We start from the raw sequence: 14,581 nt of genomic DNA on the forward strand, positions 1-14,581 counted from the left end.
AAGCAGGATATATCCATGTCGACACTCGAACAGTTCCGGCAACAAACGCGCGCGTGGCTCGAGGCCAACTGCCCAGACTCCCAGCGCCAGCCTATAGTCAAGGAGGAACAAATTTGGGGCGGTCGCCGACGTACTTTTCCCAGCGCAGATGCCAAATTATGGTTTGAACGTATGCGCGACCGCGGCTGGACCGCGCCCGAATGGCCCAGTGAATATGGCGGCGGCGGCCTCAACCCGGAGCAGGCCCAGATACTGCAGGAAGAGATGCAGGCGCTGGGCTGCCGCCCTCCCCTCTACGAAATTGGCCTGTGGATGTTTGGTCCGGCACTGCTGAAGTTCGGCACTGAAGCACAAAAAGCCGAACACATTCCCAAAATCGTACGCGGAGAAATTCGCTGGTCGCAGGGATACTCTGAGCCCGCCGCGGGATCCGACTTGGCGGGTTTGAAAACCCGGGCCGAGGACAAAGGGGATCATTTTCTGGTAAATGGTACCAAGATCTGGACTACCCAGGCCGACAAGGCCGACTGGATATTCTGCCTGGTGCGCACGGACCCGAATGCACCCAAACAGGAAGGCATCAGCTTTTTACTGATCGACATGGAAACCAGGGGCGTGTCCACATCGCCCATTCAATTGATCAGCGGTGAGTCGGAGTTCTGCCAGACATTCTTCGACGATGTGGTGGTTCCAAAAGAAAACCTGGTGGGTGAATTCAACCAGGGTTGGACTGTCGCCAAGGAGCTGTTGAAACACGAGCGCAAATTAATGAGCATCATGGGTGCCATGGCCGAGCGTGAGGAAGAAGACCTGAGGCACCTCGCCAAGCGCTACATCGGTGTAGATGAGCAGGGCAAAATCCGCGACCCCATACTGCGCGACCGCGTCACCCGGCACTTAATGCAATCCGGCGCCGACGCCCTCACCAACAAGCGCCTGTATCAACTTCTGGAGCAGGGCCAGGCGGAACCCAATCTACCGCTTATCATGAAATACGTCAGTACCACCGAGGTACAGCGCAAAGACGAATTGCTGCTGGCTATTCTCGGCAACCGCGGCTTGAGCTGGCATGACGATGAATTCAGCGATGGGGAAAAACGCACGGTGCAGAACTGGGCCTATAACAAAGCCCACACCATCGCCGGCGGCACGTCGGAAATTCAGCTCAACATTATTGCCAAACGGGTACTTCAGCTCCCGGGTTGAGATTGCTTCCCCAATTGGCGTTGAAGCACAGCCCTGTGTGACGAGCTTGAGAAGAGAGACAGACTATGAATATGATACTGAACGAAGAACAGCGCTTGCTTAAAGAGACCGCCCACGGTTTTTTGCAGAGTCATGCGCCGGTCGCAGCGATGAGAAAGCTACGTGACGACAGGGACACTCTGGGTTACTCCGCCGAACTGTGGCGCCAACTGGTGGAACTGGGTATAGCGTCCATAGTACTGCCGGAAGAATACGGCGGCCTGGATTTTGGTTTCCTTGGTCTCGGCGCCGTGCTGGAGGAGATGGGTCGCAACCTGACGGCATCGCCCCTGTTCAGCAGCGTAGTACTGGGTGCATCGGCACTGGAACTCGGCGGCAGTGAGCAGCAGCGGCAAGAAATATTTCCACAACTTGTCGAGGGTAAATTGAGCCTGGCACTGGCCATTGATGAACAGCAGCATCACCAGCCACTGGCAACCGCCGTCAAGCTGCAAATCGAAGGCGACGCGCTGCGCATCACCGGCAGCAAGGTGTTTGTCCAGGACGGCCATAGCGCCGACAAACTACTGGTGGTTACTCGCAGCAGTGGCAAACCCGGTGATCGCCAGGGCATCAGCCTGGTATTGGTGGATCGCGAAACAGCCGGTATTGAAGTGACCCGCACCCACATGATGGACGGTCGCAATGCCGCGAAAATCACCTTTAACGATGTCGAGATCACGCCGGAACAACTGGTCGGCCCTATTAACCAGGGCATGGATATCCTGCAGCCAGTACTCGACCGCGGCGCTATTTGCATGGCTGCAGAAATGCTCGGCGGTATTCAGGAAGTATTTGATCGTACCATTGAGTACCTGAAGGAGCGGGAGCAGTTCGACGTCAAGATCGGCAGCTTTCAGGCCTTGCAACACCGAGCTGCCATCATGTACTGCAAAATCGAGCAGTGCCGCTCGGCGGTGCTTGACGCCCTCGCCGCGCTGGACAACCACAGTACCGACGTATCACTAAAGGCGAGCCAGGCTAAAGCCCTGGTTAACGATTGCTACATCCTGGTGAGCAATGAAGCGGTGCAGATGCACGGCGGCATGGGCATCACCGATGAACTGGATATTGGCCTCTACCTCAAGCGTGCGCGAGTCAGCGTACAGATCATGGGAGATAGCTTGTACCACCGCGATCGTTACGCCAGCCTGCTCGGCTACTGATCAACTGTGCATGTAGCAGTGCCTGCCCTTCAACCTGCTTGCGGAGATCCTCCTTGGAAAAAATCATGTATCTGGCGCAATTGCCAGCGGGCGTGCACTGCGACAGCTTCCGCCAGATCGCCCTCGGTGAAATGGCCGACCAACTCCTGCAAAACCAGCATGTGGCGCGACTGACCCTGCACTTTGACGACAGCGACGTGGCCCCGGCCAGCCGGTGGCGACGGGAGACTGTTGCCCCCCTGCCCCAGGTCATGGTCTCGGTGTGGGTGGATAGCGCCAACCACCAGGCCGAACTAGTGCAGATTCTGCAGCAACAGCTCAGCGCCATCGAGGGGTACCTGGTGAGTGAGTCAGAGGTTTTGCGCCCGCCGACGGGTCTCGCCCGCCGCACCGACGGCATGACCCAGATCTGCAGCTTTGGCGCGCAGCCACAGTTGAGCCAGGCCCAATTTCTGGAGCTGTGGCGCAACCAGCATACGGAAGTTGCGCTGCGCACCCAGAGCACCTTTGGCTATCGCCAGAACCTGATAGTAGCACCCTTGACCGGCGCCGCTAAAAATCACGCCGCCATCGTCGAGGAACACTTCCCCCAGGCCGCCATGGATTCCATTGAGGTATTTTTCAATGCCGAGGGCGATGCGGAAAAACTGCAGCGCCACCGCCAGCAGATGGGCGTCAGTTGCGGCCGCTTTATTGATCCGGACTCCATCAACGTAGTGCACATGAGCGAATACATTATCAAATCCTGATACCAGAGAGACCCTATAATGAGCGAAGAAAAATTGAATAAAACATTGTCGAACAAAGTCGCCCTGATCACCGGCGCTGGCCAGGGCATCGGCCAGGGCATTGCCTTTGCCCTGGCCAAACGCGGCGCCAGTATCGCTGCCGCCGGCAGAACCCTGGCAAAATGCGAAGCCACCTGCGCCTTCATCGAGAAAGAATACGGCGTCAAAGCCCTACCCTTGCAGTGTGAAGTATCCAACCCCAGTGACCTGGAGCGAGCGGTCGCCAACACCGCTGAACAGCTGGGGGGAATTGATATCCTGGTAAATAACGCCGTCAGCACCTCTCCCGGCCCGCTGCTGGCACAACAGGACGACAAGGTACTGCATGCCTTCAAAGTCGGCCCCATCGCTACCCTGAAGCTGATGCAGCTCTGCTATCCGCACCTGGTCAAGGCCGGCGGCGGCTCCATCATCAACATGGCAAGTACCGCCGCCAAGCGCTGGGACATGAGCAATTACGGTGTCTACGCCGCGGAGAAGGAAGCCATTCGCGCCTTGACCCGGGCCGCCGCCAGCGAGTGGGGAGCAGATAACATCCGCGCCAACTGCATCCTGCCCCACGCCAGTTCACCGGCACTGCAGGGCTGGATGAACAAGAATCCCGAGGAAGCGGCCGCGTTTGTCAAGGGCATCCCGCTCAAGCGCGTGGGCGACTGCCAGGCCGATATCGGTGAATTTGTCGCCCTGCTGTGTTTGCCCGAATCCTCCTACGTCAGCGGCCAGAGCATCGCCGTAGACGGCGGCCAGGCATACATGGGCTAAAAAAAGCCCCTCAAAACTGGAAGCTGGCAATGAAGCAGGTCTGGCTGTGGGGGCTTGCTTTCAAGACCCTCGACAGCATGGATGCTGTCGTGGAGCCCCCATGGACGGGTCTACGGCGAGTCTTGAAAGCAAGCCCCCGCAGCCAGACCGGATTTAAAGACACCGGATTTTACCACCCGGCTTTCCAGATAGAATCGTAAGTCTTTAAAACTCCAGGCTCACATCCAACCCCAGCATGCGCGGGTTGCCAAAGTAATTAAAGCCCACCGTGCCAAACGGAATACCGTTAATGTAATACTCCTCGTCGGTGAGGTTCTTCGCCCACAGAGCTACCTTCAGCTGGCCCAGCTCCGACACGTCGATATTGTTCCAACTGACGCGGGCGTTTACCAGTGCATAGCCCTCCACAGCCGTCAGTGCCGCCGAGGCCGGCTCATGATAGAGATCATGGTCGTCAGTGTAGCTGTAATCCAGCCGTGCGCTAACACGCTCGCCGTTGTACTCGAGGCCGATGCTATAAGTGTTTTCCGGGGCATAGGGGAATTTTGCCACGTCCTTGATATCAGTACCGTAACTGACAAACATGTCGTATTCCGGATCGAGGTAACCGTAATTGATATTTAACCGCAGAGTCTCGCTGATGGCGGCCAGAACTTCCAACTCCAGGCCCGTAACCGTAGCCTCACCGGCGTTGGTGATCTGCGAGTAGCCGCTGGCGCCAAGAAACTCAGACAATTGCAGACCCTCGATTTCGTTCTGGAAGACCGCAGCATTAATCTGCAACCTTTCATCCAGCAAGCGGGATTTCACCCCCAATTCGAACGAGGTCACCTCCTCCTCATCGTAAGGAGTTTGTGCAACCACCAGGTTTTCGGACTCGCCATTAAAGCCGCCGGATTTCCAGCCAAGTGCCAGCTTGGCATAGCCGCTGGTCTGTTCGCTGAAAGCGTAGCTGGCGACCAGCGAGGGTGAGAAATTGCTCCATTTATCGCTGGACTCAACCGCGAATGGCTGCACAAAATCGTCCGGGTGATTCATCTGGAAGTCTTTCTCTTCCTCGGTCCAGCGCAATCCGCCGCTCAGGGTCAGCCGCTCGGTGACATGCCAGTCGAGATGGCCATACAAGGCGTAGGAGCGAGCGTCGACCGAGTAGAAATTGCGCACCGTCGCGAACCCAAGATCATAGGGGTTGACGGCCGCGGCACTCTCGTCAAAGTAGAAAATACCGGCGACGTAATCCAGCTTGCCCGCCGAGCCAATAAACTGGAACTCCTGGGAGAGCTGATCCTGTTCGATGTGTCGCTCGGTATGAAATTGATAAAACGGACTGCCGCCGTCCAGGTCCACGGTGTCATCAAAGGACATTTCCCGATAGGCGGTGATAGACTTTATGGTCAACTCCGGCAGTTCCCAGTTCAAATGCACGCTGTGACCATCGGTACTGGAACGATCGTAGATGGCACCATCCATGTGCGCCGACTTGGGACGACGATAATCTGGCGCAGCTGTCATCACACCCATTGAGGGCGTATTATCCACATCGCTCCAGTCATAGCTGTACTGTAATTCAACATTTTCACGGAGCTTGACCAGTGCTGACAGGCGACCGGCCTCATTATCGAGCTCTTTGAATTTTTCCCCGGTGGCCGTGTTGTCATCGAGGCCATCGCGGGTTTTCTTGCTGAACGCCAAATTGAAACTGGCGATGTCGGCGATCACTGGTGAATCGATACTGAACGCGGCTTTTCTCTCGCCGTAGCTGCCAAATCCCGCTTGCACACGGCCTCCAAACTCACCACTGGGCTTGCGCGTAATGAGGTTGATGGCACCGCCGACCGTGTTTTTACCGTACAGCGAGCCCTGTGGACCGCGCAATACTTCGACCCTATCCAGCTCCGCCACATCGAAAATACCGCCGGCGTTCTTGGCAATAAAGACGCCGTCCATATAGATTCCGACGGTGGGTTCCCAGGTAACGGCGGGGTTGATGGTGACCGAACCACGAATAGCAATGGTGGCGCCGGTGCTGCCGGCCGGGGACTCCACGATCTGCACGTTGGGAACGTATTGACTGACGTCCTCAATATCAGAAATCCCCTGTTGTTCCAGTGCGGCCGCATCAAACGCGGAAATAGCAATCGGCGTATTCTGCAAGTTTTGCTCGCGCTTCTGCGCGGTAACGATTATTTCTTCCAGCGCTGCGGAGTGCGCAACCGGAACGGCCAGAGCGGCTGCGAGGGCAGTTACTGCTGGCAGCCACTGACGTTTGTTGACGGGCATAGTGTATCTCCAATGATGTCCATTACACCCGCCTATTGTTAAGATAAGTAGCACCACAAGCCAAACAAATCCGGTCAAGCTGGTGGTCCTAATGTTTCACGTCAGTGACCTTTTTCTTACTGCTGCGCCGGGATCAGGAACTGGCCATACCATTTGCGAAACTTGGCGAAAGGTCCATCACCGTCGCAGAGTAATGGTTTCTCGTAATACTTCTTACGATCCCAAATAATGCGATCCTCCTCCATTTGCTGACAGATATTGGCGATGATGGCAGCACCAATGCCGCCCTTCTGGGTCTTGCCATCTACTTTCTTCTGAATAAAGGCGTACATGGCCCGTGTCTTGTCCGCACTCACCGGGGTGAGGTTGGCAAGCAATAGCGTGTCACAAATTCCCTGGAACCGAATAACGGCAAGACCGGCGCCGTAACTGGCGTTCTCGATGGAACCCTCTACTACGCCTTTAGGGGTTGGGTTGCGGGTCGCCAAAAAGCCAAACCGGTTGTAGCCGTCGAATTCGTGTTTAGCTTCTGCTGGAATTTCGTCGGTACCGTGAACGTAGTGAAAGTGAACAGCGTCGACGGCGTTTTCACCGATCTCCTGCATGTGGGTGTTGATATCCCACTCGAAGGTTTGCATTTCACCCCACTCGTCGTTATCGAGCGCGGCCTCGGGCACCACCACAGGTTCAAACAGCGGTTCAACTCCCTGCGGGTGATACCAGACCAGGATGCACTGGTTAACTTCTCTTACATGCCAGCTATTGAGCACTTTTTCACCGCGGGCAACCCGTGGCGGCATATTCTTGGCATAAGGGATATGGGTACACTGGCCTTCACCGTTGTACTGCCAACCGTGGAACGGACAGACGATACTTTCGCCCACTACCGAAGCACCGGCGCCGGCGTTTTCATGTATACCGTAACCCAAATGGGCGCCCATGTGAGGACAGTAGGCATCCACCACTTTCGCCACTCCGGACTCAGTGCGAAACGCAACCAGTTCCTGGCCAAAGTACTCCAGTGGTTTGGATTCACACTTGGCCAATTCATCAGAGTACAACACCTGAAACCAGCCAAATGGCATGGGCAGATCAATTCGGGAAGTCGTTCTGTCTGTCGCAATCATTGTCAATTCCTCTTTTCAGTTTAATAATCGCTCGAAGCTATTAGCGTGTAGCGTTCTATTAACGCACTGCGCCGCCGCCATCCACTGACAGGAGCTGCCCGGTGATAAACGAGGCGCGATCCGAGCAGAGAAATACCACCGCTTCGGCAATTTCAACGGGCTCGCCCAAGCGGTTCATTACCGCGGCGCTCTTCAGCCCGGCCGCCATTTGCGGCTGCTCCTCAAAATATTTTTCAAGTCCGGGAGTGCGAATAACCCCTGGGGAAACCGCATTGATGCGAATACCCTTGCCGCCATACTCCGCTGCTGCACTTTTGGTCAGTATATTGACACCGCCTTTGGCGGCGGCATAAGCGGTATTGTTTGCCTGGCCCCGCAGGGAGGCATTGGAGGAGATATTGACGATGCTACCGCCCTCGCCTTGAGCCAGCATCACTTCCACCTCGTGCTTCAGGCACAACCAGCTGTTGGTCAGGCACATCTCCAGGGTGTCATCAAACACCTTGCGCTCAAACTTGTGAATCGGACCGGAACCGCGGCTCACCGCGGCACTGTTGCAGGCAATATCCAGCCGTCCAAAAGACTTCACTGCCTGTTCGACCATGGCCTTGACCTGAGCCTCGTCGCTGACATCGGCGCGCACAAAAACGGCCTCGCCACCGGCATCGCGGATAAGCTGGGCCGTTTCCGCCCCGGTCTCCTCATTGAAATCCGCGACCACCACTTTGGCACCTTCGCGGGCAAACGCTTCAGCAATTGCCCTGCCAATACCTCCTCCTGCGCCCGTCACCAGGCCCACTTTGTTCGCTAACAGCTTCGTCATTGGGTTCACCTTCCAGTTTTGGTTTTTTGCTTTAAACCTGCCCGGTCCTTACCGCATGGGCATGGGCCAAGCAAGTGTTATTTAACTCTGGTATATTTTTTTACTCTAGTATATTTTTAAATGCAAGCAGCGTCGACCACGCCGTATAGGCCAAACGGACAAGGACAGAATTTTATGACCGCTTTACAATCTCTCCCCGGTGAAAGTCTGCGCCAGCGCAAGAAACGCCTGACCCATCGGCGCATTTGCGATGCCGCTGCAGACCTGTTTGTGAGCCAGGGTTTCAGCGCCGCCACCGTGGATGCAATCGCCGAGCGAGCGCAGATCTCCAAACCGACGTTCTTTAACTACTTTGCCTCCAAACAGGCGGTATTACAGGAACTGATTCAGGTCACCGACAACCAGTTTGTGCAGTACATCATGGACGAATTGCAAAGCCAGCGAACAACGCTGGAGCGCTTGTGCAACCTGATGCGACGCTCGGCCGGCTACATCCAGGAGCGGCCTGACTTTACCCGCTTGACCCTGGTTGAAGGCCTAAGCTCCATCGCTGACCAGGACATCGCCCGCGCGCGGTTTCAGCGCTTGCACCAGGCCATGGGCAAACTGGTGAGCGCCGGTATCCGGCAGCGGGATGTACGCAGCGACTACAGCATCGATTTGCTGGTGCAAATGCTGGTGGGTGGTTATCTGTACGCCCTGCTGAACTGGTTGACCAATGAAGACAAGGATCTCACCGGGGTCATGCAGGACACCGCCGCATTTTTGGCCGAAGCTGTGGCCCCGGCAAAATAGCCAATGGCTGCGAAATAATTAATAGAGTGTGCTGGTGAAAATAGCCGTTGAACGACGTCACACTACATACAATTTTTACTCAATTGCTAGCGGGAGATAACCCATGTTACTGGATGCTTTCAAACTCAATGGCAAGGTCGCCATAGTCACCGGAGCCGGCAAGGGCATCGGCAAATCGGTGGCCGAAGGCCTGGCGCAATTGGGCGCGCACGTGGTCTGCGTCGCCCGCAGCCAGGAGGATATAGACGCAACCGCGGAATTGGTTAAAGGTCATGGCGTCGACGCACTTGCCATCGCCTGCGATGTCACCAAAGAAGAGCAACTGCAAAACCTGGTGACCCGGACGGTGGAGAAGTTTGGCGCTATAGACATACTGGTCAACAATGCCGGCGCCCCGGGCAAGGGCTTCGGCTCCATTGAAAAAGTCGACAAAACCCGGTTTGAGCACACCCTGGCCATCAACCTCACCTCGGCCTATACCCTGGTGCACCTGTGCCTGCCCTACCTGCGCAAAAGCTCCTCGGCAGCGATCGTCAACGTTTCCTCGGCTTTAAGCTGGATGGTGGATAAAAACTTTTCCGCCTACGCCGCGGCCAAGGCCGGTATGAACCAGATGACCAGGGTTATGTCATACGAATTGGCACCGCATATCCGCGTCAATGCTGTGGCTCCCGGCGCCATTGAGACGCCCAGCACTTCGTTTATCACCAGTGATCCCCAGCGCAAGTCAGACGCCGAGCGCTGGATTCCCCTGCAACGACTGGGCAAACCGGAAGACATTGCCCTCGGCGTGCTCTACCTGGCCTCGGGCGCCAGCGCCTTCGTGAGCGGCAAGGTGCTGGAGATCGACGGTGGCATGCAGGCATTACCGGGCAGCGCCATCCAGGAAGTGATTGCACGCAACGGCTAACTGTCCGGTCCTTGCTTTAACTGCTGATTCGAACAGTGCACGAATTTGCCAACGGCAATGAATGCTGAAGTTCTACCGGGTAAGTTGGCAAACGCTTACGGTAATGGGATCGAAAATACCCTTGCCCAAAATTCCATTCTGAAAGGAGATAATATATGGGAGTCTATGCCCTCACTGGCGGTGCCACCGGTATCGGTGCCGCCATCAAACAGCAACTGCGAGACGCCGGCCACCGGGTTATCGTGGTCGACTTGAAAGACGCAGATATCAACGCCGACCTGTCTACTGCCGAAGGCAGGAATTCAGCCATTGCCGGGGTTCGGGAACTGGCTGCGGAGGGTTTGCAAGGGCTGATTACCTGTGCCGGTGTCGCTTCCCATGTACCCAACCGTGCCCTCATTGCCAGCGTCAATTACTTCGGCAGTGTCGATCTGGTGGAAGGGTTAAAAGACCTGGTGGCGCAAGGCGGTGGCCGCATCGTTTTGGTATCTTCCAACTCGGCACCCATGTGCCAACAGACCGACTATCTCGATGCGCTTCTGGCCGGTGACGAAAAGCTCGCCGGCATCAAGGCGGCAGAAATTACCGGACAGGAAGCCTACAGTGGCTCCAAGCAAGCCCTGGCGCGCTGGATGCGACGCAACACCAAATCCCTCGCCGGAGCCGGTATCAGCATCAATGCCATTGCCCCTGGCTACACGGAAACCCCTATGACCCAGGCTGTCGCCAACGACCCGGCTTACGGCGATGCCATTAAACAATTTCTGAAAAGCATACCACTGGGCCGGCCGGGCAGCCCGGCAGATATGGCCAATATGGTGGAATTCCTGCTCAGCGACAAGGCCAGCTTTATCTGTGGCTCCGTGCTGTTTGTCGATGGTGGCCACGACGCCATGCTGCGCCCCGACAACTTCTAGAGTAGTGCCCTAAACGATATACAGCGGAGTCTTTATGCCGACGATAGCAAATAGCATCAAATCAATCTTTTTTATTGCCGCCATTTCCTTTGCACTCTGCCAGCCTGCGTCGGCCAGGGAAAGTGGTGTGCTTAGCGCGGAAGAGTCAGACCCGCGAACACTCGGCTGGATGCAAGGCTTTCCACCGCCGGCAGACAAATTAATTATGCAGCCACAGTCCAACTACTTCAGCTTTCCACGCATACGCTGGACTGTGTGCCATATGCGTGAACTCTTCCCCACCCAACAAGTGAGCCGCGGACTCGGTGCACCCACACCATTCGCCTACGCAATCGATAATAAAATAGACTCGGTTACATTTACCCCTCTTGGTGACAATCAGACAATGACATGGGCTGAGTCGCTGTCGACAAATTACACCGACGGCATGTTGATTCTGCACCGAGGAAAAATCGTCTACGAAACCTATTCGGGCTGCCTGCAAGAGACGGGCAAACACGCTTCGATGTCAATGACCAAGTCACTGACTGGCCTGCTGGCAGAGATACTGGTGGCTGAAGGACAACTTGATGACAATGCCAGGGTATCCGCAATAATTCCCGAGCTTGGCAACAGCGGCTTTGGCAGCGCGACGGTGCGCCAGGTTATGGATATGACCACGGCGCTCAATTATAGCGAGAACTATTCAGACCCCAAGGCAGATATTTGGATCTATTCCGCCGCTGCGAGCCCCTTGCCAAAAGCCAAAGATTATCAGGGCCCCGATGGTTACTTTGAATACCTCCAGACGGTGAAAAAAAAGGGCAGACATGGCAAGGCTTTTGGCTACCGGACCATTAACAGCGACGCTTTGGGCTGGATCATCTCACGCACCACCGGCAAGGAGATGACAGATCTGCTGGCGGAAAAAATCTGGATGAAAATGGGTGCTGAACAAGATGCCTATTTAACCGTTGACGGCAAAGGAGTGCCGTTCGCAGGCGGCGGCCTTAGCGCCGGCTTGCGCGATCTGGGTCGCATCGGGCAGCTGATGTTGAATGGCGGCGTTCTCAATGGTCAGCGCCTGTTCCCGGAATCGGTCGTCGCCAACATTCAGCAAGGTGGCGACAAGCAAGCCTTCGCCAAGGCGGGCTATGAAACTCTGCCGGGAGGCAGTTATCGCAGCATGTGGTGGCTGTTGCACAACCAGCACCAAGCCTATGCCGCTCGAGGCGTTTATGGCCAAACCATTTATGTCGACCCGACCGCGGAAATGGTTATTGTGCGTTTTGCGTCTTTACCCGTGGCAACAAACTCCTATAACGACCCGACGTCACTGCCCGCATACCAGGCTGTTGCTGAATACCTGATGACGAAACCCTAATCCTGCCTGGGCAAAAGGCCTGCACCTGCAGGCCTGAGAGCCTGCAAATTCAGTTTAAAAGGCCGGGTCAAAACATTTGACCATTAAGACACTTTTTCGATTAACGTCTATCGGCTCTATCTGCGTTTAACTAGCCATTGTATCGACACGGACCTGTTGCTAATCTCGTGCAAACCAACAGCTACCGCCTACTAAACACACTCGAATATAGCGTTTTATTGCAGTGTGAAAACATACAATTTTCTTCTTGTTTTAGTATGCCAATTCTATTTCCGATCAGTATATTAGGTCTCACAAGTAAGCACTTGTCACCCTAAATATTAAACTACAGGAACTATTAAGCATGACTACTTATTCAAGCAAGGCATTCAAAAAAATGGAAGAATTAGCCAACACTTTCGAAGAGCGCAAGAACAAGGCTTCCGAAAAAACCACAGCAGCAAAAGAAAAATATATTACCCCGGTAAAATCCTATTTCGAAGAAATGAACGGCTCTTTAAAAGGTGTTCTCGAAGTCAACAAAAAAGCTCTGGAGAAAGGCAAGAACGCTAACAAAGCGTTTGTTTCCAAGGTCCGTGAGGCCGGTGAAAACGCAGTCAACGACTCAAAATCTGAAATAGAGAAATCGACTGAGGACGCCAAACTGGCGATAAAGAAATCCATTGAGAACATGAAGGACAATGCCGAGAAGCAAGTCGAGCGCGTCAAGGAGTCCCTCCAGACCAGCAAAACCCGCTTTCAAGACAGTGTCCAGACACTGAAAAATGCCACCGAAGAAGTCGTCAACAAACTGAAAGGCAACAAAAGCGATGCTAAAAAATCAGCACCAAAGAAACTTGCTGCTCCCAAGCAGGAAGTTACTGCCTAAACTGAAATAACCGCATGGTTAGTTAGGGCCCATCCGCAAACGAAAGTTTCTAGTGGGCACTAATATGGTACAAGGACGTACTACCAGTTTCTATGACTGCAAATCATTGAAAATAACAGAAATGCACAGTGCTAATTAAAGGTACCTTTAATAATACCAGGCATCCGGACCAATAACCAAAAGATCCGTTTTTTATAATATGTAGAGTTTTTTCAGCCGTATTACCGATTAACTTTCCAGCTATACCCCTACGCCTCCTTGACCCTGCCACTACACCTGAAACAGGGCTTCGCAGAGCAATGCGCTTTTTCCTGGCTCACAAAATCAGTGATCTATCTTTATCGTTTTTGGCGCCGGTCGCATCACTGGCGCCACGACATTCTTTTCGCAATGACTGAAAGTTGCGTTACCAGATGCTCACGGGTTTACCGATTAGCGCTGGTCGAAGTCGACGACCACCTCATCGGTTAACGGATGTGCCTGGCAAGACAGAATAAAGCCCTGCTCTATTTCATGGGGCTCCAGACCGTGGGTTATGTCCATATCCACCTTGCCCTTGATCAACTTGCATTTACAGGTGGAGCAAACACCCGCCTTGCAGGAGTATGGCAATTCCATACCGTTGTGCATACCCGCATCGAGGATATTTTCACCTACGGTCGCCAGATCGAACATAATGGAACGTCCATCCGCCACCACGGTGACCTTGCTGGTCTTTTCCTCGCCAAACTCCTGGATACGCTGTTGGGCTTTCTCCATTCTCTTTTGCGAATCCTCCGAAGAGTTGGCAAACAATTCATAGTGGATCTGCGAATCGAGCAGGCCTTCGACCCTGAAACCTCGTGACACCTCCGACATCATCGCTTCCGGGCCACAGATAAAGGCTTCGTCGGTGCCCTTGATGTCGATCAGTCCGGCCTTGGCAAGCGCGTAACCCTTCTTGTTGTCAATGCGCCCATTTAATAGATCCGCGCCCTGATCCTCATAATTCATGATATTGATCCACTGGAAGCGACTAATATAGCGATTCTTGACGAAGCTCAACTCATCCTTAAACATCACCGAGTTCGACCGGCGGTTACCGTAGATGAGGGTTACCCGACTTTTTGGCTCCTCAGCCAGGACCGTCTTGATAATCGAGAGTATGGGGGTAATGCCACTGCCGACCGCCAAACACATGTAATTTTTCTGGTTATTCGAGTCTACCTGGGTGAAGAAGCTGCCCTGGGGAGGCATTACCATAACCGTGTCACCCTCCTTGAAATTGTCGTTGGCATAATTGGAGAACACGCCATTCTTGACCCGCTTGATACCGACCCGCAGGTGCCCGTCATTCACCCCGGAACAGATCGAGTAGGAGCGGCGTACATCTTCACCCTCGATATCGGCCTTGAGGGTCAGGAATTGACCTTGAGTAAACCTGAATTTGTCCTGCAGTTCGTCTGGCACGGCAAAGGTAATACAAACCGCTGTATCGGTTTCCGGCTGCACATCCGCAATCCTGAGGTTGTAGAAGTTTGTATCGGACATCGTTACA

13 protein-coding genes are annotated in these 14,581 nt (G+C 54.4%); 9 read left to right on the forward strand and 4 right to left on the reverse strand.

Annotated elements, in window-relative coordinates:
• Positions 1-15: 15 nt before the first annotated feature.
• The 4 genes from G8764_RS03715 (at position 16) to G8764_RS03730 (ending at position 3,961) form a co-directional block, all read left to right on the forward strand.
• On the forward strand, positions 16-1,206 hold the full coding sequence (locus tag G8764_RS03715; RefSeq protein ID WP_166161968.1) for an acyl-CoA dehydrogenase family protein: 1,191 nt from the start codon (positions 16-18) through the stop codon (positions 1,204-1,206).
• A 65-nt stretch (positions 1,207-1,271) separates the two neighbouring features.
• The gene (locus tag G8764_RS03720) at positions 1,272-2,411 is read left to right on the forward strand and encodes an acyl-CoA dehydrogenase family protein (RefSeq protein ID WP_166161970.1); all 1,140 of its coding nucleotides are present in this window, start codon (positions 1,272-1,274) and stop codon (positions 2,409-2,411) included.
• 53 nt (positions 2,412-2,464) lie between these two features.
• Positions 2,465-3,160, forward strand: coding sequence for an EthD domain-containing protein (locus G8764_RS03725; protein WP_166161972.1), 696 nt, complete (start codon positions 2,465-2,467; stop codon positions 3,158-3,160).
• Between the two features lie 18 nt (positions 3,161-3,178).
• Positions 3,179-3,961, forward strand: a complete 783-nt coding sequence (locus G8764_RS03730) for an SDR family NAD(P)-dependent oxidoreductase (protein WP_166161974.1) — start codon at positions 3,179-3,181, stop codon at positions 3,959-3,961.
• Between the two features lie 204 nt (positions 3,962-4,165).
• Here G8764_RS03730 and G8764_RS03735 read toward each other — a convergent pair whose 3' ends face one another.
• The 3 genes from G8764_RS03735 to G8764_RS03745 form a co-directional block, all read right to left on the reverse strand.
• The gene (locus tag G8764_RS03735; RefSeq protein ID WP_166161976.1) at positions 4,166-6,241 is read right to left on the reverse strand and encodes a TonB-dependent receptor; all 2,076 of its coding nucleotides are present in this window, start codon (positions 6,239-6,241) and stop codon (positions 4,166-4,168) included.
• Between the two features lie 116 nt (positions 6,242-6,357).
• Positions 6,358-7,368 carry an aromatic ring-hydroxylating oxygenase subunit alpha gene (locus tag G8764_RS03740; protein ID WP_166161978.1) on the reverse strand — a complete coding sequence of 337 codons (1,011 nt, stop codon included), beginning with the start codon at positions 7,366-7,368 and terminating at the stop codon, positions 6,358-6,360.
• A 58-nt stretch (positions 7,369-7,426) separates the two neighbouring features.
• On the reverse strand, positions 7,427-8,191 hold the full coding sequence (locus G8764_RS03745; RefSeq protein ID WP_166161980.1) for an SDR family NAD(P)-dependent oxidoreductase: 765 nt from the start codon (positions 8,189-8,191) through the stop codon (positions 7,427-7,429).
• Positions 8,192-8,365: 174 nt separating this feature from the next.
• On the opposite strand from G8764_RS03745, the gene G8764_RS03750 reads away from it, so the two are divergent.
• From G8764_RS03750 to G8764_RS03770, 5 genes are all read left to right on the forward strand, one after another.
• Positions 8,366-8,986: a TetR/AcrR family transcriptional regulator gene (locus G8764_RS03750; protein WP_166161982.1), complete on the forward strand. Its 621-nt coding sequence runs from the start codon at positions 8,366-8,368 to the stop codon at positions 8,984-8,986.
• A 103-nt stretch (positions 8,987-9,089) separates the two neighbouring features.
• On the forward strand, positions 9,090-9,896 hold the full coding sequence (locus tag G8764_RS03755; protein WP_166161984.1) for an SDR family NAD(P)-dependent oxidoreductase: 807 nt from the start codon (positions 9,090-9,092) through the stop codon (positions 9,894-9,896).
• Between the two features lie 155 nt (positions 9,897-10,051).
• Entirely contained in the window at positions 10,052-10,813 is a 762-nt protein-coding gene (locus tag G8764_RS03760) for an SDR family oxidoreductase (RefSeq protein ID WP_166161986.1), read from the forward strand.
• Between the two features lie 34 nt (positions 10,814-10,847).
• Positions 10,848-12,176: a serine hydrolase domain-containing protein gene (locus tag G8764_RS03765; RefSeq protein ID WP_166161988.1), complete on the forward strand. Its 1,329-nt coding sequence runs from the start codon at positions 10,848-10,850 to the stop codon at positions 12,174-12,176.
• A gap of 343 nt (positions 12,177-12,519) precedes the next feature.
• A complete protein-coding gene (locus tag G8764_RS03770) occupies positions 12,520-13,044 on the forward strand; it encodes a hypothetical protein (protein ID WP_166161990.1) in 525 nt (174 codons plus the stop codon).
• A gap of 432 nt (positions 13,045-13,476) precedes the next feature.
• Here the strand turns inward: G8764_RS03770 and paaE are convergent, their stop codons facing one another.
• Positions 13,477-14,574, reverse strand: coding sequence for a 1,2-phenylacetyl-CoA epoxidase subunit PaaE (gene paaE, locus G8764_RS03775; protein ID WP_166161992.1), 1,098 nt, complete (start codon positions 14,572-14,574; stop codon positions 13,477-13,479).
• Positions 14,575-14,581 lie beyond the last annotated feature (7 nt).

This window comes from Pseudomaricurvus alcaniphilus (assembly GCF_011440395.1).
Taxonomy (GTDB): Bacteria; Pseudomonadota; Gammaproteobacteria; order Pseudomonadales; family Cellvibrionaceae; genus Pseudomaricurvus; species Pseudomaricurvus alcaniphilus.

Coding starts and splice junctions, on each gene's coding strand:
- G8764_RS03715 (WP_166161968.1), top strand. CDS start 16: ATGTCGACACTCGAACAGTTCCGGCAACAAACGCGCGCGTGGCTCGAG.
- G8764_RS03720 (WP_166161970.1), top strand. CDS start 1,272: ATGAATATGATACTGAACGAAGAACAGCGCTTGCTTAAAGAGACCGCC.
- G8764_RS03730 (WP_166161974.1), top strand. CDS start 3,179: ATGAGCGAAGAAAAATTGAATAAAACATTGTCGAACAAAGTCGCCCTG.
- G8764_RS03735 (WP_166161976.1), bottom strand. CDS start 6,241: ATGCCCGTCAACAAACGTCAGTGGCTGCCAGCAGTAACTGCCCTCGCA.
- G8764_RS03740 (WP_166161978.1), bottom strand. CDS start 7,368: ATGATTGCGACAGACAGAACGACTTCCCGAATTGATCTGCCCATGCCA.
- G8764_RS03745 (WP_166161980.1), bottom strand. CDS start 8,191: ATGACGAAGCTGTTAGCGAACAAAGTGGGCCTGGTGACGGGCGCAGGA.
- G8764_RS03750 (WP_166161982.1), top strand. CDS start 8,366: ATGACCGCTTTACAATCTCTCCCCGGTGAAAGTCTGCGCCAGCGCAAG.
- G8764_RS03755 (WP_166161984.1), top strand. CDS start 9,090: ATGTTACTGGATGCTTTCAAACTCAATGGCAAGGTCGCCATAGTCACC.
- G8764_RS03760 (WP_166161986.1), top strand. CDS start 10,052: ATGGGAGTCTATGCCCTCACTGGCGGTGCCACCGGTATCGGTGCCGCC.
- G8764_RS03765 (WP_166161988.1), top strand. CDS start 10,848: ATGCCGACGATAGCAAATAGCATCAAATCAATCTTTTTTATTGCCGCC.
- G8764_RS03770 (WP_166161990.1), top strand. CDS start 12,520: ATGACTACTTATTCAAGCAAGGCATTCAAAAAAATGGAAGAATTAGCC.
- paaE (WP_166161992.1), bottom strand. CDS start 14,574: ATGTCCGATACAAACTTCTACAACCTCAGGATTGCGGATGTGCAGCCG.